Below are 20,459 nucleotides of genomic sequence, written 5' to 3'. Positions count from 1 at the left end.
TTACGGTTATGTGCATTTCTGTGCAAAATACCGGGTATGGAGGTCATATGCTTTTAAAAAGACCGCTTTGTATGTTTTGTGGCTTATTTATGGCAGGAATACTGCTGGCAGACATACTCAAGGCTCAGATGTTTCTGTCTCTGGCGGCAACAGGCTTCATGCTGCAGGTCATCCTGTTCAATAAGCTGGGGAAAAAAGCCGGGTTACTGTTTTTATGCCTGCTGTTTTTCTGTGGAGGCGGACTGCTGCTCATAAAATCAGAGAATAAATACCTGCTGGAGCTGGAGGAATATTATGGTAAACAAATTTCACTTGAGGGCTATATTGACAGTGAAGTTGAAACTTTTCCTGACAGGCTAAGATTTGTTTTCAGGGCGGACCGCTTTGGATTGTCCTCTGAACGAACCGGAAATATTGACGCAAAGCTGATAGTAAACATATACGGCCTGGAGGGGAGTGCCTCCGCCGTTTATAAAAAAATCAGTTACAGGACGAGGCTCTCTCTGCGGGCGGTGCTTGACAGGCCAAAGGGAGCTGTGAATCCGGGCGGATTTAATTATCAAAGGTATCTGGCAACGGTGGGGGTGTCCGGAACAATTAATATTCTGAACGGCAGGGATATGGAGGTTATGGGCTCAGAGCCGGGCGGGATGCTTTACAGGCTTGGTTTCAAGATAAAAAACAAGGTCCTGGGAATAGTGGAAAAAAGTCTGGATGAAAACCAGGCCGGCTTGCTGGCCGGTATGATAATCGGCTATAAGGACGGACTGGGTGAAAATGCATCAGAAGCTTTCAGGCAGGCGGGTCTGACTCATATTATGGTTGCTTCGGGTATGAACGTGGCCTTTATAATTTTACCGCTTATGTACCTGTTCAAGAAAATTCACCTGGGGAATAAGGCAGCGGGCTTGATTGTCATTCCCGTGCTGCTGCTTTTTGTTTTTGTAGCAGGATTTTCGGCCTCTGTGGTCCGTGCCGTCATAATGGGAATAATTATTCTGGCCGGAAAAATCCTTATGAGGGAAACCGATATATATACAAGTATTTCGGCAGCAGCACTGATACTTTTATTTATAAATCCATATACAATTTATGACATAGGCTTTCAGCTTTCATTTTCAGCCACTCTGGCGCTGGTTTTATTCTATCCGGGCATTAAAAAGGCTGTCACACTGAGAAATATGCCGGGAATCCTGGAGGACACCCTTGCTGCCACCCTTGCGGCACAAATTGGAACAGTACCGGTTACCTTATATTACTTCAACAGCCTTTCCATAATTTCAATCATAACAAATCTGCTGGTAGTCCCCCTGGTTCAGATTATAACCATTACGGGCTTTGTCATGGTCTTTGCAGGTCTTGTAAATATTCAACTGGCGGTCCTCATAGGCAATATAAACAATACCTTTTTATCCTTTGTACTTTTTGTTGCGGAAACCTCGGCCAAACTGCCTTTTGCTTCCCTGATGCTTCCTACTCCTCCAGGCTGGCTGCTGTTTACTTATTATGCAGCCGTATTGTATATATTTAAAGGCAGGGAAAAGCTGAAGGGCAAAAAAGCCTTCCGGTGGGCGGTAAAGGCTTCTGCGGCACTGTCCCTGTTGCTGCTGCTGGCCGGTACGGTGCTTCCCAAGCCCCTGACCATAACCTTTCTGGATGTAGGACAGGGTGACGGTGCCTTCATAAGGACAGCCAGGGGAACGACAGTACTGATTGACGGCGGTGGGAGGGATGCCGGCTCAAAATCTGCATTTGATATAGGTGAGGCTGTTGTGGTACCATATATTCTGGACCAGGGGACCAGAAGTATAGACCTTGTAATTGCAAGCCATGGGCATTTGGACCACACCGAGGGACTTGAGGCCGTATTAAGGAATATCAGGGTAGGAAGAGTCGTTTTGCCGGATACTGATGGGAACGGTTTTGAAGCCATAAAGGACATTTGCCTGAGGAAGGGAATACGGTTTGAGCTTTGTAAAAAAGGAGACAGCATAAGACTTGACCGGGATACCCGCATGGAGGTGCTGAATCCTCTGGCTTTTTCTGAGGACAGTTTATCACAGCAGTCTTTAAATAATAGTTCATTGATGCTAAAATTAATTTACAAAAACATAAAGGTGCTTTTTACCGGAGATAGTGAAATGCCGGTGGAAGAAAGGCTTTTGGATGCCGGAACGGAGGTTGCCGCCGACTTGCTGAAGGTGGGGCACCATGGTTCTGTGACTTCAAGCGGCGAGCCCTTTATAGACAGGGTCAGTCCCAGGTATGCAGTGGTTTCCGCGGGGGAGCACAATAAATTCGGACATCCCTCCCAATTTGTTTTGGACAGGTTTGAACAACGGGATATCAAGCTTTACAGAACGGATGAATGCGGTGCGGTAACAGCAAAAAGCTATGGCGTGGATATAAAAATAAGCACCATGCTTCCATAAGGCCGCTCAGACAAATAAGAGCTGCAGTAAAAATAAAAGGAGATGTACTATGAGTCTGGATATTCTAAAAAAACAGCTTAAGGAAGAAAAACTTCAGAATATATATTTGTTCACGGGGGCTGAGGAATATTTGATCAAGTATTATATAAATGCCATTTCAAAACTTATAGTTTCCGAGGACAACAAGGAATTCAACTATGTGTGGCTTGAAGGGAAAACCGAAGCCCAGTCAATTATTGCAAACTGTGAAACCTTGCCCATGTTCAGTGACATGAAGCTTGTAATAGCCAGGAATACAGGACTTTTCAAAGGCAAAAAGGGTTCCGGTGCGGAAAGTGCAGCAGGCGGAACCGGCAAGGACAGGTTGGCGGAGTATCTTGAAGAAATACCACAGTATACCTGCCTTATATTCGTAGAAAGTGAAATTGACAAGAGGATGAAGCTTGTCAACGCTGTTAAAAAAAATGGTCTGCTTGTGGAAATGGATTATCAGAAGCCGGCTGACCTGGTAAAATGGGTTATTAAGGTTTTCAAAAGTTACAATAAAGCCATTGACCAGATGGCGGCGTCGTATATGGTTGAAAACAGTGAATACGCCATGACGGAGCTGTTGAACGAGATTGATAAAGTGGTCAATTATACAGGCGGAAAAAATGAAATAGATATTAAGGATGTGCAGACAGTATGTGTCAAAACCATTAAAAGCAGGATTTTTGATTTGACGGATGCCATTTCCGAGGGAAACAATTCCAAGGCACTTTCACTGCTCAACGATATGGCAGCTCTGAAAGAACCCATGCAGAAGGTCATGTTCATGGTCATACGTCAGATAAGAATGGTCTACAGGCTGAAGCTTCTGAAAATGCAGGGAGTCAGGGAGGATGCTGCTGCAAAGCAACTGGGACTTACTCCTTTTGTAGCTTCAAAGGTTGTGAGCGTCAGCCGGAATCTGGAGGTGGGCCTTTTGGAAAATGCCATGTATTACAGCCTGGAGCTTGACGAGTCCATAAAAACAGGTAAAATATCCGACAGGATTGCCATAGAGCTGTTGATAGCAGCAATGGGGCGGAAATAACATCTGAAGATATTAAAAATTCAACTTTGGGGGTTGTAAATTGGAAAAGTGGATTTTGAGGAATCCTAAAAATGACTTTGAAAAAATGTCACGGGAATTGGGCGTCAGTCCGCTGCTTTGCAGAATAATGGTGAACAGAGGTATAACCGGGCCTGACTCCGCAAGGAGCTTTTTGAATCCGGATATGGGGGCTTTGTTTGATCCAAGGTCAATGAGGGATTTGGAAAAAGGTGCGGCTATTATTATTGATAAAATAAGGCTGGGCAAGAAAATAAGGATAATCGGCGACTATGACGTGGATGGTGTTGTCAGCACCTTTATTCTTTACACCGCTCTTGAACGATGCGGAGCAAAGGTGGATTACGCCATACCCCACAGAATATTGGACGGCTACGGAATAAATAACACAATTATCGATAAAGCCAGGGAAGACCTGGTGGACACCATAATAACCTGCGATAACGGGATTTCTGCCGGGGATCAGGTGAAATATGCCAGGGATGCCGGGATTACCGTGGTGGTTACAGATCACCACGAGGTTCCTTTTATAGAAAATGAAAATCATGAAAGAATACATATACTGCCCCAGGCAGATGCGGTCATAGATATAAAAAGGCCGGACTGCAGCTATCCTTTTAAGCTGCTTTGCGGCGCAGGGGTTGCCTTCAAGTTTATACAGGTGCTGTATGAGGAGCTGGATATTCCTGAGGCTGAGTACCAGGATTTCTATGAATTTGTTGCAATAGCCACTGTATGTGATGTGGTTGACCTGACAGGGGAAAACAGAATTTTTGTGAAAAAGGGTCTTTCAATGATAGGGAACACCGGAAATGCCGGACTTAAGGCCCTTATGAAGCAGACCGGCATTTGGGGAAAGGAAATAGGTGTCTACCACCTGGGGTTTATTATCGGCCCGTGCATCAACGCCTCAGGAAGGCTGGACTGGGCGGAAAAGGGTTTGAAGCTGCTTTTGACCCGGGAGGCTGAGGCGGCTGAAAAGCTGGCTTTTGAGCTTCACCAGCTTAATACAGAAAGAAAGAATATGACTCTGGCAGGAGTTGAAGAAACAGTAGCCGCTATTGAAAACAGCAGCCTCAAAGAGGACAAAATCCTTGTGGTTTACAGGCCTGACGTCCATGAGAGCATAGCGGGAATTATTGCCGGTAAAATCAGGGAAAAGTATAATGTGCCCGCATTTATAATAACCGATGCCGAAACCGGTGTAAAAGGCTCGGGGAGGTCCATAGAGGAGTATAACATGTTTGAGGGCCTTCTGGAATGCAAGGAGCTGCTTACCCGCTTCGGAGGACACCCCATGGCGGCAGGGCTCAGTCTGGAACGTGAAAATCTGGACCTGCTGAGAAAAAGGCTGAATGAATCAGCGGCTTTGACAGAGGAGGACCTTATTCCGAAGGTGTACATAGATGCAAGAATTTTGCTTTCTCACATAACCATCAAACTGGCGGAAGAGCTTGCGCTGCTGGAGCCATATGGCAAGGGCAATGCCAAACCGCTTTTTGCGGAAAAGGAGATAACCGTTTCCAGGGCGGCTTTGCTGGGTTCGGGCAGGAATGTACTTAAGCTCAGGCTTGAGGCGGCGCCGGGGAGGCATATTGATTGCATCTACTTTGGAAGCGCCGCTGATTTTGATGAATACATAGCCGGAAAATACGGAGCCGTGGAATTAGAAAAACTTTACAAGGGAATAGCGGAAGGTATAAAGCTGGATATTATATTCAACATAGATATAAATGAGTATAATGGGAACAGGAGCGTGCAGCTTGTAATGCAGCATTACAGGTAGTTGGCCGTGGTTTTGCTGCTTCCGGAGCAGGACTTGGTTTTCCCGCTGAAAAAAAGTATTTGTAAGTGCGGAAGTATTTAATTATAATATTATCTATACATAAATTCAGTACCACGAAGAGAGGTATATTGATATGGACTTAAAAGCAAAGCTCAGGCATGTTATGGATTTTCCCAAGGAGGGAATCGACTTTATCGATATTACAACAGTTCTCCAGGATGCGGAAGCCTTTAAGGCATGTATGGATTCCTTCAAGGATTATGCAGAGCAGCTTGGAGATTTTGATGTGATAGTGGGGTCTGAATCCAGAGGATTTATATTTGGAGCACCGCTTGCGTGTCAGATGGGAAAAGGCTTTGTTCCTGTGAGAAAGAAGGGCAAGCTTCCGTACAAAACCATTAGAGTGGAGTATGACCTGGAATATGGTCAAGATGTTCTGGAAATGCACGAAGATGCTGTAAAGCCGGGACAAAGGGTACTCATTGTTGATGATCTGCTGGCAACCGGCGGAACTACAGAGGCAAATATAAAGCTGGTTGAACAGCTTGGGGGAGAAGTCGCCGGAATAATATATTTTATTGAGCTGGGTTTTCTGGAGGGCAGAAAGAAACTAGAGGGCTATAAAGTAAATTCAATTGTAACATTTTAATCATATTACCCTCTATTAACAATGTATAGTACGTTTTTGAGCGGCGAATTTACCTTTCGGCTACGTTGAAGCCGTTTGTAAGGCACAAAGCCTTCCTTCGCGTCTTCGCCTTGCCGCAAGCCCGATTCTCTCGCTCAAAAATCTCCGATCTCACACCAAAATATTTTGGCAGTTTTCGAGGCGGATGGACGCAGCCTTGCTGATGCAAGGCAAGGACGACAACAAAGAAAAGTGGCAAAATAGCCGGTGTGAGGCGTGTTACACATTGTCAATAGAGGGTATTATACCATGATATACAAAAGTCACAGATGACTGGTGGAGGATGCTTTGATAGATAGCTTTTCAGTGCTTGTTGAAAAAGTAAAAAAATATGACCCCAACAGTAACATTGAACTGCTTGAAAAGGCATATGATGTTTCTAAAACCGCCCATGAGGGCCAGCAGAGGAATTCAGGGGAGCCCTATATTATCCATCCTGTAGAAGTAGCTGTAATACTTGCAGAAATGGAACTGGACTGCACTGCGCTTGTTGCTGCCCTTCTTCACGACACCATTGAAGACACCACCTGTACATATGACGAAATAAAGGCTCAGTTCGGAGCCGAAGTTGCAGACCTTGTAGATGGGGTTACAAAACTGACAAAGCTGGGCAAGCTGCCGTTTACTTCAAAAGAAGAGCAGCAGATGGAGAACCTCCGCAAAATGTTTGTTGCCATGGCAAAGGATATCCGCGTCATTATGATAAAACTGGCCGACAGGCTTCATAACATGAGAACGCTGAAATATATGAACGAGGGCAAGCAAATAGAGAAGGCCAGGGAAACCCTTGAGATATACGCCCCTCTTGCTCATCGGCTGGGTATTTCCAAGATAAAATGGGAGCTTGAGGATATATGTCTCAGGTATCTTGATCCCAAAGGGTACTATGATCTGGTTGAAAAAATTGCTTTCAAGAGAAAGCAGAGGGAAGCATATATTGAAGGCATCCTTCAGACCCTCAGAGAAAAAACTAATGATTTGGGCATTGAAAATGCTCAGATTGACGGCAGGCCCAAGCACTTCTACAGTATATACAGAAAGATGGTAAAGCAGAACAAAACACTGGACCAGATATATGATTTATTTGCGTTCAGAGTGATTGTAAATTCCGTAAAGGACTGCTATGCCGTCCTCGGACTTGTACACGAGCTGTATAAGCCCATGCCCGGCAGGTTTAAAGACTATATAGCCATACCCAAGCCAAATATGTACCAGTCGCTCCATACCACCCTGATCGGGCCGGAAGGTCAGCCTTTCGAGGTGCAGATCAGAACCTGGGATATGCACAGGGTTGCAGAGGTTGGTATAGCGGCCCACTGGAAGTATAAAGAAGGGGGCGGCAATCCAAAGGAATCAGACAATAAATTCGCCTGGCTCAGACAGCTTTTGGAGTGGCAAAAGGATGCCCGTGATGAAAGTGAATTCATGGAAACCCTGAAGGTTGATTTGTTTACTGATGAAGTGTTTATATTCACTCCAAAGGGAGATGTGGTAAGCCTGCCCTTTGAATCTACGCCTGTTGACTTTGCATACAGCATTCACAGCGCTATCGGAAATAAAATGATCGGGGCCAAGGCCAATGGAAAAATGGTTCCCATAGACTATAAATTAAAAAACGGTGATATTATAGACATCCTGACTTCTTCAACAATTCACGGTCCAAGCAGGGATTGGCTGAAAATTGTTAAAAGCAGTCAGGCTAAAAACAAGATAAATCAATGGTTTAAAAAGGAAAAAAGAGAAGAGAACATATTAAGAGGCAAGGAAATGGTCGAGCGGGAGCTCAAAAAACAGGGGTTTGCCTTTAATCAGCTATTCAAGGCAGAGTGGATTGAACTGGTGCTAAGAAAGTACAATTTCTCTACTCTGGAGGATTTATATGCAGGTATAGGTTATGGAGCCATAACAACAAATAAGGTTATTACCAAGCTTAAGGAGGAATTCAAAAAAACCCTTAAGCCGGAAGAAATAGAACAGATACTGGAGTCCATTGCCCAGACCAGAAATGACAAAAAGAAAAAGAACATACCTGAAAGCGGTATTGTTGTTAAGGGAATTGACAACTGTCTTGTGAGACTGTCCCGCTGCTGCAATCCGGTGCCCGGTGATGAAATTATAGGTTATATAACCCGGGGACGTGGGGTTTCGGTTCACAGAAGCGACTGCATAAATGTTTCAGCCGGTCTGGAAGAAGAAGGGCGGCTTATAGATGTTAAATGGTATTCCACCAATGATGCGGCTTACAAGGCGGATATAACCATTATGGCAAATGACAGGACATCTTTGCTGCTGGATGTTACCAACAGCATAGCAGAACTGAAGATTCCAATAAAAGCAGTTAATGCCAGAACTACACGGGAACAGATAACATTAATAAATCTTACTCTTGAGATAACAAATACCGAGCAGTTGGAAAAAATCATCAAGAAGCTTAAAAAGATTGACAGTGTGTTTGATGTAACAAGAAACAAGCAGTAAAGCAAAACGAGCAGTAAGCAAAAAAAGCACTAAAGCGAAACAAACAGTAAAGCAAAACAGGCAGGAGTTCAAATGAGAGCGGTTGTCCAAAGGGTGACAAAATCAAAGGTGACTGTTGAAGGCAGTGTGGCAGGGGAGATAAACAAGGGTTTTATGGTCCTGCTTGGTGTTGGCCGGGAGGACTCGGCCTCCGATGTGGATTATCTGGCTGAAAAAATTGTCAATCTGAGAATATTTGAAGACAGTAACGGTAAGATGAACCTATCCCTTATTGATGTAGGGGGAGAGCTGCTGGTGGTATCCCAATTTACGCTCTACGGAGATTGCAGGAAGGGCAGAAGACCCGGGTATGACAAGGCTGCAAGACCTGAAGAGGCCAAGGCCTTGTACGAGGCCTTCGTTGAAAAATGCAGGGGCTGTGGAGTAAAGGTTGAAACGGGCATTTTTCAGGCTCATATGCTGGTGGATATATGCAATGACGGCCCTGTGACACTTTTACTGGACAGTAAAAGGGAGTTTTAGTCCGGTCTTGACTGACGGTAAACTAAGTATAAGTAAATTTTAAATATGAAGAAGGACATGCTATGATTATAAAGACAATTACAGGCGGAATATTTGATTCCATATCCTATCTGATATGTGAAGGTGACAAGGCGGCAGTGATAGACCTGGGAGTCAAAAGTGAAAAAATACTGGCGGCGGCTGCCGAAATGAAGGTAAGCATTGAAAAGATTATTATGACCCACGGACATATTGATCATATAGTGGAGCTTGACCATATACTTGAAAAAACCAATGCAAAAGCATATATACATGTGGATGACGAGCCGGCACTCACCGATGCGAAATTAAACGTATCTGCCTTTACCTTTTCGCACCAGACTATAAACTCCCGCTGTGAATTGCTCAGGGACGGCAGTGTGCTTAAGGTGGGCAGCCTGGAGCTAAAGGTCATCCATACGCCTGGCCACAGTCCAGGTTCTATCTGTATTCTGGCGGGCAGCAGCCTGTTTTCAGGAGATACGTTGTTTTGCAACGGCTATGGAACTGTGGAGCTTCCAAACGGGGATTTTGAGGAAATATACCGTTCAATAACGGACATTCTTTTCAATTTGCCGGAAGACACAACGGTTTATCCCGGCCATGGCAGTTCAACTTCCATAGAGCAGGAAAAACGTACAAATCCCATAAGGCATGCGGTGGAATGGTAGAAGTCAGGCACTTCCTCCGGCAGCATTTTATAAAAGAGATATTTGGAGTTACCATGCTATATTACAAAAATGATTTTTATTATTTGGATTATGAATTTGAGGATGTTCTAAAGCTGTTCTTTTTAAAAGATGAGCTGCAAAAGGCAGATGGCCCTTGGAATTACGGTTCCGGGGCATTTCTATTCTGTGGGTTTGAAACGGAAGCAGCGGCGGATTTGTGTATCAGCTTGAACGCTGACGGATTTAAGGAGCAGATAAGTATTCCTGTTCCGGAGGAATTGGCCGCTCTTTTTCAGGCTGAAAGGAAAGGGGCTCCGGGGGCTTTAAAGGAGCATAAGACGGATATCAGACCTTTTAGAAAAGTATTCAAAAGAAAGCTGTACCTGCTGCTTGAAAGCTTTACCGGAAAGAGTATTCCATGGGGCATAATGACAGGCATCAGGCCTGCAAAGCTTGTCAATGAGCTTATGGATGCCGGCGAAAAGGAGCAGGACATTGTCAATAAGCTGGTAGAAGACTATTATGTGACACGGAGCAAAGCCCAGCTTTTATATGAAGTTGCCGGGAACCAGCGTGAACTGTTTAAGGATTCAGCACCTGAAAGTGCAGCCTTGTATGTGGGAATACCCTTTTGCCCGACACGGTGCCTGTATTGTTCCTTCAGTTCAAGTACCCTGGGGCAGTATAAAAAGCTGGTGGACGTTTATCTGGAGGCCCTTTTAAAGGAAATCCGGCATACCGGGGATATAATAAGGAGCTGTGGCCTGAAAATAGAAAGTATATATATTGGAGGCGGAACTCCCACTTCGGTCAATTCCATACAACTGGACAGGCTGCTTAAGGGGATTGAAAGTCTGCTGGATTTAAGCACAATGAGAGAATACACACTGGAGGCAGGACGGCCTGATACAATTGATGCCGGCAAATTAAAGGTCATAAGGGACAGCAGAGTAACAAGAATCAGTATAAATCCGCAGAGTATGAATGCAACAACCCTGGAAAGAATAGGCAGAGGGCACACTCCCCGTCAAGTGGAAGAGGCCTTTTATACCGCCCGGAGTCTTGGATTTGACAACATAAACATGGACGTTATATGCGGGCTTCCGGGGGAAGATGCCTCCATGTTCAAGCGTTCAATGGAACAGCTTTCAAAGCTGAAGCCGGAGAGCATCACTGTTCATACAATGGCTGTGAAGAGGGCGTCCAGACTCAACCTGGAAAGCGACAATTTCAGTCTCCGCAAGGAGTACGGCCAGGTGGCGGAAATGGTGGAGATAGCCGGAGCATACGCGGCAGAGCTGGGCTTAAGGCCGTATTATCTGTACAGGCAGAAAAATATACTGGGGAATCTTGAAAATGTCGGCTACAGCCAAAAAGGAAAGGAGTGCCTGTACAACATTCAGATTATGGAGGAAAGGCAGTCGGTATTTGCCTGCGGTGCAGGTGCGGTTACAAAAATAGTTTTTCCTGAAAACAGGATTGAAAGGTCTTTTAATGTCAAAAGTGTCGAAGAATACCTTGGGCGTATTGACGAAATGCTGGAGAGAAAAAAATTTCTGATTGCCAACCAGTTATAAATGTTGACAATATCAAAAGTGAATTTTAAAATATATAGTAGACTGTTACCAAAATCAAGTCAGGTTTCAGGTTGGCTTTCAGCCGGCGGCAGTTGACTTGTTAATATTGTCAGGCCTTAAAAGGGAAGAGTAATCAATGCTTCTATTCAGGGAAAAGCTGCCGAAAGCCAATTAAGCTTAAAACTTTTTTGGCATCGACTGTGAGCGGCTTATAGAAAAGGTGACGAAAGACACCCTATGTGGATATGTTTCCAGGGCTGATGGGTTAAAAGCTCATCCGTTTTCTGCGTTAAAGACTTCAAGTAGGTTCTTTTGTTAAGCATTTATTAATGCGGGAACCATTAGGGTGGCATCACGGGAAGTATCCTCTCGTCCCTTATTGGGATAAGGGGACTTTTTTAGTGTATAGGATTTATTCTTGATGTAACCGGATTTTTCTTTACATAATATTATTATTAATTTGCATATTCATGTAAATAATTGAAATTATATATATTTTTAATGATGGGAGTTGTACAAATGGCGAAACAACAAGTAGTAACACCTTCGATTTTGCCTGGGTTTTTGGAGTTATTGCCTCAGGAGCAGATGGTATTCAATGAAATGTTGGAAACTATTAAAAAGACATATGAAACATACGGATTTATTCCACTGGATACTCCGATGATTGAAAAATCAGAGGTTCTTCTGGCCAAAAGCGGCGGTGAAACGGCAAAGCAGGTATACAGGTTCAACAAGGGCGAAAATGACCTGTCTTTGAGATTTGACCTGACTGTGCCTCTGGCAAGGTATGTTTCACAGCATTTTGGCGAACTGACCTTTCCCTTTAAAAGGTATCATATTGGAAAGGTGTTCAGGGGAGAGAAACCTCAAAAGGGCAGATTCAGAGAATTTTATCAGTGCGATATAGATATTATCGGCTTTGAAAGCCTCAGTGTCATAAATGATGCCGAAATTTTGAGTGTAATATATTCTACCTTTAAAGCGTTGGGTTTTAGTGATTTTACCATAAGGCTGAACAACAGGAAGATTCTCAACGGTTTTTTTGAAAGTCTTGAGGTAGCGGACAAGGCAGAGGTTCTGCGGACAATAGATAAAATCGAAAAGATTGGCAGGGCTGCTGTGGCCGATGAACTGAAAGCCTTGGGTCTGTCCGAGGGGGCGGCTGGCAGGGTTCTGGATTTTGTGGGCATTAAGGGGAGCTGCAGCGATGTGATTAAAAAGCTGCGTGGGCTTTCGGTGAATAATGAGATGTTTACAGAGGGTATAGATGAGTTGGAACTGGTAATTAATTATATTGATGCCTTTAAGGTTCCGTCCGGCAATTATACCGTGGACCTGACGATTGCAAGAGGTCTGGACTACTATACCGGCACCATATACGAGACAATACTGAACCAGTATCCTTCAATCGGAAGTGTGTGCTCAGGGGGAAGGTACGATAACCTGGCTCAGAATTACACCACCAAGAAACTGCCTGGAGTAGGCATATCCATTGGACTGTCCCGGCTGTTCTACCAGTTGAGGGAGGCGGGAGTCCTTGGAGAAAGCAAGAAGGCCACACCCTCTCAGATTCTTGTCATACCCATGAAGGAAACTATGGCGCAGTCCCTGGAACTGGCAACAAAAATAAGGGCTTGCGGAATTGCAGCAGAGATTTATTTCAATGAGGGCAAGATAGGCAAGAAATTTGCGTATGCAGACAAGCTTGGAATTCCGTATGCGGTTGTTGTGGGCGAAGATGAAGTGAATTCCGGGAAATATAAGCTCAAGGCTATGGCAACCGGAGAACAGCAGGAACTGGATATTGACCGTATAATCCAGGAGCTTAAAGCCAGATGAGGATGTAAAAATACCTGCTATAGCCGGACTTCCGGCACTATGGCAGCACAGATACCTAAATACTATTTGATAGCGTGCACCTTGGGATTATATGCATGCGGACGGGAGAGCATATGGGAGAATCCATATACGGACTTACAAGAAGTCACAAATGTGCTGAATTGACTTCGGCAAATATAGGTGAAACAGTTACTGTCATGGGCTGGGTTCAAAAACAGAGAAATCTGGGCAGCCTGGTTTTTGTAGACCTGAGAGACAGAACAGGTATTTTGCAGCTTGTGTTCACCGATAAGGACGGTGAAATGTTTAATAAGGCAAAAACCATCAGAAGCGAATATGTGCTTGCAGTGGTTGGAACTGTTGCAGCGAGGGCGCCGGAAGCAGTAAATGCAAAGATGGCTACGGGAGAGATTGAAATAAATGCCAGGGAGCTCAGAATACTCAGCAGCTCGGAAACACCCCCTATTTATATTGAAGAAAATTCCGAGGTCAACGAAATAACCAGACTGAAATACAGGTATCTGGACCTGAGAAGGCCTGATATGCAGAGAAACCTCATTCTCAGGCACAGAGTTGCAAAGGTTGCCCGTGACTATTATGATGATAACGGCTTCCTGGAAGTTGAAACACCGATCTTAATCAAAAGTACACCCGAGGGCGCCAGGGATTATCTTGTGCCAAGCCGCGTACATCCCGGCAAGTTTTTTGCACTGCCTCAGTCTCCGCAGCTTTACAAGCAGCTTTTGATGGTATCGGGCTTCGACAGGTATTTTCAGATAGCAAAGTGCTTCAGGGATGAGGACCTGCGTGCGGACAGGCAGCCTGAATTTACACAGATAGATATTGAGATGTCCTTTGTTAATGTTGATGATGTGCTGACTGTAAATGAAGGCTTTGTAAAGAGAGTATTCAAGGAGGCCCTGGGAATAGAGCTAAAGACTCCGTTTCTCAGGATGCCGTATGCTGAAGCTATGGAAAGGTTTGGTTCAGACAAGCCGGATATCCGTTTTGGAATGGAGCTGGTGAATGTATCAGAACTGGTTGCTGACTGCGGCTTCAAGGTATTTACCGATGCTGTGGCCAATGGAGGAAGTGTCAGGGCGATCAATGCAAAGGGCTGCGCTAAATTCAGCAGAAAGGAAATAGATGCTCTGGTTGAAGTAGTCAGGACTTACAAGGCAAAAGGCATGGCCTGGATATCAATCGACGGTAATAACGAAATTAAGTCTTCCTTTGCCAAGTTTATGACTGAAGATGAGATGAAAGCCCTGCTCGGGGCGGTTCAGGCTGAACCTGGAGACCTTATCTGCTTTGTAGCCGATAAAAACGAGGTTGTTTATGATGCTCTCGGACAGCTAAGGCTGGAGGTTGCAAGAAAACTGGATATTTTAAATCCGGAGGACTATAACTTTTTATGGGTTACAGAATTTCCCCTGTTTGAATATGATGAAGAGGAAGGACGTTATGCCGCGAAGCATCATCCCTTTACCTGCCCCATGGATGAGGATGTTGCACTTTTGGACACAGAGCCGGGCAAGGTGCGTGCAAAGGCCTACGACATCGTATTGAACGGTGTTGAACTGGGCGGAGGGAGCATAAGAATCCACATGCAGGAATTACAGGCAAAGATGTTGGAAATGCTGGGCTTTACCCAGGAAGACGCCAACAGAAAGTTTGGTTTCCTGCTGGATGCGTTTAAATACGGCACACCTCCTCACGGCGGAATGGCCTTTGGACTGGACAGGATGATAATGCTGATGGCCAAGACTTCCAGCATAAGAGATGTCATAGCATTTCCCAAAGTGCAGAATGCTTCAAGCCCAATGGATAACGCGCCTGACATTGTTGATGGAAAACAACTGGAGGAATTGCATATAGATGTTATAAAGGAAAATACCCTCTATTAACAATGTATAATACGTTTTTGAGCGGCGAATTTACCCTTCGGCTACGTTGAAGCCGTTTGTAAGGCACAAAGCCTTCCTTCGCGTCTTCGCCTTGCCGCAAGCCAAATTCTCTCGCTCAAAAATCTCCGACCTCACACCGAGATATTTTGGCAGTTTTCGAGGCGGATGGACGCAGCCTTGCTGATGCAAGGCAAGGACGACAACAAAGAAAAGTGGCAAAATAGCCGGTGTAAGGCGTGTTATACTTTGTCAATAGAGGGTAACTAGCCTTTGATGCAATTTCCTGGTCGATTACATTGAAAACATTGCCATTGGTCGGAGTTTGCCGATTTTGGTATAATAGACGTAGCAGTCTTTTAATCGTGGAACTGTTGGACAAATTTTAATGTAGGAACTATGTGAATAAAAAGGTATTCTATAGATTTTACATAGTTATAAAATTAAGTTTGGAGATTAGTCAATATATGAAAAAAAATTATCGCGTGGGATTGGATGTTGGATCTACCACTGTAAAAATGGCTGTTCTTGATAATAATAACAATCTTGTTTTTTCAAAATATCAAAGACATTATTCGGACATAAGAAAAACCATCTTTGAATTAATGGATGAAACCTGTGATAAGTTTTATCAGGAAGAATGCACCATAATGATAACCGGTTCGGGTGGATTACTGGTCTCTCAGTGGCTGGGTCTTGACTTTATTCAGGAAGTAATTGCAGGCTCGGAGTCTGTACAAACTCTTATCCCCGATACTGATGTAGCAATCGAACTTGGCGGAGAAGATGCTAAAATAACATATTTCAGAGGCGGTCTGGAGCAGAGGATGAACGGAACCTGTGCGGGAGGTACGGGCTCGTTTATTGACCAGATGGCCTCCTTGCTGCAAACTGATGCAACGGGCTTGAATGAATATGCAAAAAACAGCAGGATGATTTACCCCATAGCCGCCAGATGCGGAGTATTTGCCAAAACCGATATCCAGCCGCTTTTGAATGAGGGGGCTGCAAGGGAGGATATTGCGGCTTCAGTATTCCAGTCGGTGGTCAATCAGACAATCAGCGGTCTGGCTTGCGGAAAGCCTATTAAGGGTAATATAGCCTTTCTGGGCGGTCCACTGTATTTTCTTTCGGAATTGAGAAAGAGATTTGAGATAACTCTTGACCTGAAGCCCGAGGAGGTAATTTTCCCTGAGAATTCGCAGCTTTTTGTGGCAATAGGTGCCGCGCTTTCATCAAATTCGTGTAAAACGGTGTCCTTTAAGGAACTGAGGGAGAAACTTCCAGAGCTGAATACAATTGTGGTTCATGAGGTTGAAAGGCTTAAGCCGCTTTTTGTCAATCAGCAGGAACTTGATGAGTTCAGGGAAAGACATGCCCGGCATTCTGCGGTTATACGGCCGCTGTCCCAGTATAAGGGTGATTGTTTCCTTGGGATTGATGCAGGCTCCACAACTACTAAGGCGGTTTTGATTGATTCTGACGGAGAGCTTCTTTACTCACATTACGGAAGCAATGAGGGAAGTCCCTTAAATTCATCCATAAGAATTTTAAATGACATATATAAAAAAATACCTTCCGAAGCCAGAATAGTAAATTCAACTGTTACAGGATACGGTGAAGGCTTGATTAAGGCTGCCCTGAAGGTGGATATCGGGGAAATAGAAACAATAGCCCATTACAAGGCCGCCGACTTCTTCCTGCCCGGTGTTGACTTCATACTGGACATAGGCGGACAGGATATGAAATGCCTTAAGGTCAAGGATGGAATTATTGACAGCATTATGCTGAACGAGGCCTGCTCCTCCGGGTGCGGTTCCTTTATAGAGACTTTTGCAAAATCGCTGAACTTTACAGTTGAGGATTTTGCAGTCCAGGCACTGCTGGCTGAAAAGCCGGTTGACCTGGGTTCAAGATGTACAGTATTTATGAATTCAAGGGTTAAGCAGGCACAGAAGGAGGGTGCCCAGGTAGGGGATATTTCCGCCGGGTTATCCTACTCCGTTATTAAAAATGCCCTGTTAAAGGTTATTAAAATACGTGATCCCAAGGAAATGGGAGAAAAGATAATAGTGCAGGGAGGAACCTTCCTCAATGATGCAGTTTTAAGAAGCTTCGAGCTCATTTCCGAAAGAGAGGCTGTAAGGCCGAACATTGCCGGGCTTATGGGAGCTTTCGGTGCGGCTTTGATAGCGAAGGAACGCTATAACGGTGCTCAGAGCACACTCCTGTCCAAAGAAAAGATAGGTGAGTTTGAGTTCAATACAGAGTTGCAGAGGTGCAAACTGTGTAATAACAATTGTCTGCTGACTATAAATCAATTCAGCGACGGCAGCAGGTTTGTATCAGGCAACAGGTGTGAGCGGGGAGCGGGGCTTGAAAGCTCAACCAAGGATGTGCCTGACCTTTACGACTATAAGTATAAGCGGATAGTTGGCTACAAGCAGGCGGCTGGAATTGAATATACAAGAGGAACAGTGGGTATACCCCGGGTTCTTAACATGTATGAGAATTATCCCTTCTGGTTTACTTTTTTTGACAAATTGAAATTCAGGGTGGAACTGTCTCCTCGTTCTTCAAAGAAAATATATGAGCTGGGTATTGAAACCATGCCTTCCGAATCGGTGTGTTATCCTGCCAAGCTCGTACACGGGCATATTACCAGTCTGGTAAATAAAAACGTGAACTTTATTTTCTATCCATGTCTTCCATATGAGATTATTGAGGATGAAGGAGCGGATAATCATTATAATTGTCCAATAGTTACTTCATATCCCGAAGTCATAAAGAATAATATGGATATTTTGAAGACAAAAGGCATAAAGTTTATGAATCCCTTCCTTCCTTATGACAACAAGGAAAGAATGAAGGTAAGGCTTTTTGAGGTTCTGGGTGCAGAATTCGGCATATCCAGGGCTGAAATAGAAAATGCCGTTGAAATGGCATATGCTGAGGACGAAAAGGTTAAAGACGATATCAGACGTAAAGGGGAGGAGACTCTCAAGTATCTGAGGGACAATAACAAAAGGGGAATTGTGCTTGCGGGAAGGCCTTATCATATTGACCCTGAAATAAACCATGGCATTCCTCAAATAATAACCTCCCATGGCTTTGCTGTGCTGACTGAGGACTCAATAGCCCATCTGGGAAAAGTTGAGCGCCCTTTGAGAGTAGTTGACCAGTGGAAGTATCATTCCAGGTTATATTCAGCGGCTACAGTGGTGAATGAATACCCTGAGCTTGAGATGATACAGTTGAATTCCTTTGGATGCGGCCTGGATGCAGTAACTACAGATCAGGTTCAGGAAATTTTGAATACCAACGAAAACATATATACTGTTCTCAAAATTGACGAGGGCAACAACCTGGGTGCGGCCAGAATCAGAATAAGGTCGCTGGTTGCAGCCATAGAAGACAGGGATAAGAAAGAGCTGAAGCCTCACAAGCAGCATGAGTCTCACAAGAAGGCGGTTTTTACCGGGGAAATGCGGGAGAAGCATACAATTCTGGCTCCTCAGATGTCCCCCATACACTTTGATTTTGTTGAAGCTGCCTTCAGAAAGAGCGGCTATAAGGTTGAGGTGCTTCCGGAGGTTGACAGTGCAGCGGTTGAGGACGGCTTAAGATATGTCAATAATGATGCCTGCTACCCGTCTATTATAGTGGTGGGACAGATAGTACATGCGCTTAAGTCAGGCCGGTATGACCTGGACAACACGTCTGTTTTGATCACGCAGACAGGCGGGGGCTGCCGTGCTACCAACTATATCGGCTTTTTGAGAAAAGCTCTCCAGGAGGCCGGTATGAGCCAGGTTCCGGTTATATCCCTGAATGCTCTGGGACTGGATAACCAGCCGGGCTTCAAGATAACCCTTGACCTGTTGGACAATGCCTTCAAGGGACTTGTTTACGGGGATCTGCTCATGCGTGTGCTCTACAGGGTAAGGCCTTATGAAGCTGTGCCGGGCTCGGCAAATGAGCTGCATAAAAAGTGGTCCCAAATTTGCGTGGATTCCATTTACGAGGGTAAAAGAGGAAGCTTCAAGCGGAATATAAAGGGAATAATCAGGGAATTTGATGCCCTTGAATTGCAGGATATAGTCAAGCCCAAGGTTGGCCTGGTTGGCGAAATACTGGTCAAGTTCCATCCGGATGCCAATAACAATGTAGTTGATGTGGTGGAAAAAGAAGGTGCAGAGGCTGTAATGCCTGACCTTATTGATTTCTTCCTGTATTGTGCCTATGATGCAAATTTCAAGTACAAAAATTTGTCCGGCTCCTTTAAGAAGTTGGTGATAAATAATCTGGCCATTCTGGGTATTGAATATTACAGAAGGCATATGAAAAAATATCTTCGCAGGAGCAAAAGATTTGATGCCCCTCATTCCATTTACGAGCTGGCGGACAGTGCTTCTGAAATCCTGTCCATAGGAAACCAGACAGGTGAAGGCTGGTTCCTTACTGCTGAGATGATTGAGCTGATAAAGAGCGGAGCAGGAAATATTGTTTGCATGCAGCCGTTTGCATGTCTGCCAAATCATGTGACAGGGAAGGGAATGATAAAGGAGCTGAGGAGGAGATATCCTCAATCAAATATTGTTGCTGTTGATTACGACCCCGGGGCAAGTGAGGTTAACCAGCTTAACAGGATAAAGCTTATGATGTCTGTGGCCTTTAAAAATCTTGAAAATCCTCCTGTAAATGCGGATACCGCAGATGCCGGCGAGGACAAAGCTCCGGACGGACAGAAGGTTGTCTTGCAGGGAGAAAAGATAAGTTCATAGACAAGTAAGGTTAAATATGCTTGGATGCTGCCCACTGCCGTACGAACTTTAAATAATGCTTGTACCTGTAGCAACTGCTTGAAATTTTATGGTTTATTATACCAAGAATTTCAGCAGTTGCTTTTATTTGGGAGCGAAGAAACCGTTTTCACGATATTTTTCACTGAAATCAAGGATTCGATTCAATTTACCGTAAAAAAATTACGGATATATACTAAGTTTTATTTATTGCAGTTATTCAATATCTCCCCGACTATGCCTGCATAAAGCTTTCCTTCGGTTTTTTCAAGACGCAGGGCTATATCTCTGATGTAAAAATTGTCTTTTAACAGCCGGGCTCTGAGGTTGTTTTTTATAGCCTCCAGATTGTCCCGGGCCTGTTCTGAATCCCTGCATACCGTGATAGCGCAGGTATCCTTGTAAACAAAGGTGTTTACGGTATGACCGCTAATTGTTATCCACATGCCCTCTTCGGTATTTTCCATAAATTTTGCAGCCTGTATAATGCCGTCCCTTGTATCAATGAAATAAACCTTTTCCCCTTCCTTGAACATATTAAAACCTCCTTTTATTTGTGCAATAGTATTTTATATCATAAACAGCAATTAAATATAATATATAAAAATAAATACCAAATTTACAATATATATGATATCATATTTTT

At 44.3% G+C, this 20,459-nt stretch carries 12 protein-coding genes; 11 read left to right on the top strand and 1 reads right to left on the bottom strand.

All coding sequences use genetic code 11. From position 1 onward, the window contains the following. Positions 1-47 precede the first annotated feature (47 nt). From CLHUN_RS13200 to CLHUN_RS13150, 11 genes are all read left to right on the top strand, one after another. The gene (locus CLHUN_RS13200; RefSeq protein WP_080065101.1) at positions 48-2,432 is read left to right on the top strand and encodes a DNA internalization-related competence protein ComEC/Rec2; all 2,385 of its coding nucleotides are present in this window, start codon (positions 48-50) and stop codon (positions 2,430-2,432) included. A 49-nt stretch (positions 2,433-2,481) separates the two neighbouring features. Next, positions 2,482-3,507 carry a DNA polymerase III subunit delta gene (holA, locus tag CLHUN_RS13195; RefSeq protein WP_080065100.1) on the top strand — a complete coding sequence of 342 codons (1,026 nt, stop codon included), beginning with the start codon at positions 2,482-2,484 and terminating at the stop codon, positions 3,505-3,507. Between the two features lie 85 nt (positions 3,508-3,592). Continuing rightward, positions 3,593-5,311 (top strand): single-stranded-DNA-specific exonuclease RecJ, encoded by a 1,719-nt coding sequence (gene recJ, locus CLHUN_RS13190; protein ID WP_165755750.1) that lies wholly within the window; start codon positions 3,593-3,595, stop codon positions 5,309-5,311. Positions 5,312-5,444: 133 nt separating this feature from the next. Next, positions 5,445-5,960 (top strand): adenine phosphoribosyltransferase, encoded by a 516-nt coding sequence (locus CLHUN_RS13185; protein WP_080065098.1) that lies wholly within the window; start codon positions 5,445-5,447, stop codon positions 5,958-5,960. A gap of 327 nt (positions 5,961-6,287) precedes the next feature. After that, a complete protein-coding gene (locus tag CLHUN_RS13180; RefSeq protein ID WP_080065097.1) occupies positions 6,288-8,477 on the top strand; it encodes a RelA/SpoT family protein in 2,190 nt (729 codons plus the stop codon). A 72-nt stretch (positions 8,478-8,549) separates the two neighbouring features. Continuing rightward, a complete protein-coding gene (dtd, locus tag CLHUN_RS13175) occupies positions 8,550-8,999 on the top strand; it encodes a D-aminoacyl-tRNA deacylase (protein ID WP_080065096.1) in 450 nt (149 codons plus the stop codon). Positions 9,000-9,061: 62 nt separating this feature from the next. Beyond that, positions 9,062-9,688 (top strand): MBL fold metallo-hydrolase, encoded by a 627-nt coding sequence (locus tag CLHUN_RS13170; protein WP_080065095.1) that lies wholly within the window; start codon positions 9,062-9,064, stop codon positions 9,686-9,688. Positions 9,689-9,741: 53 nt separating this feature from the next. After that, on the top strand, positions 9,742-11,265 hold the full coding sequence (gene hemZ / locus CLHUN_RS13165; RefSeq protein WP_080065133.1) for a coproporphyrinogen dehydrogenase HemZ: 1,524 nt from the start codon (positions 9,742-9,744) through the stop codon (positions 11,263-11,265). A 519-nt stretch (positions 11,266-11,784) separates the two neighbouring features. Further along, positions 11,785-13,107 (top strand): histidine--tRNA ligase, encoded by a 1,323-nt coding sequence (gene hisS / locus CLHUN_RS13160; protein WP_080065094.1) that lies wholly within the window; start codon positions 11,785-11,787, stop codon positions 13,105-13,107. A 113-nt stretch (positions 13,108-13,220) separates the two neighbouring features. Next, complete coding sequence (gene aspS, locus CLHUN_RS13155) at positions 13,221-15,014, top strand: aspartate--tRNA ligase (RefSeq protein ID WP_080065093.1); 1,794 nt, start codon at positions 13,221-13,223, stop codon at positions 15,012-15,014. Between the two features lie 464 nt (positions 15,015-15,478). Further along, positions 15,479-19,795 carry a 2-hydroxyacyl-CoA dehydratase gene (locus tag CLHUN_RS13150; protein ID WP_080065092.1) on the top strand — a complete coding sequence of 1,439 codons (4,317 nt, stop codon included), beginning with the start codon at positions 15,479-15,481 and terminating at the stop codon, positions 19,793-19,795. 221 nt (positions 19,796-20,016) lie between these two features. On the opposite strand, the gene CLHUN_RS13145 is transcribed toward CLHUN_RS13150, so the two are convergent. Continuing rightward, the gene (locus CLHUN_RS13145; RefSeq protein ID WP_080065091.1) at positions 20,017-20,349 is read right to left on the bottom strand and encodes a hypothetical protein; all 333 of its coding nucleotides are present in this window, start codon (positions 20,347-20,349) and stop codon (positions 20,017-20,019) included. Between the last annotated feature and the right edge of the window lie 110 nt (positions 20,350-20,459).

It is taken from the genome of Ruminiclostridium hungatei (assembly GCF_002051585.1).
Lineage (GTDB): Bacteria > Bacillota > Clostridia > Acetivibrionales > DSM-1351 > Ruminiclostridium > Ruminiclostridium hungatei.
Note: the sequence above shows the minus strand (reverse complement) of the source record. Positions and strands in the feature narration are given on the sequence as shown.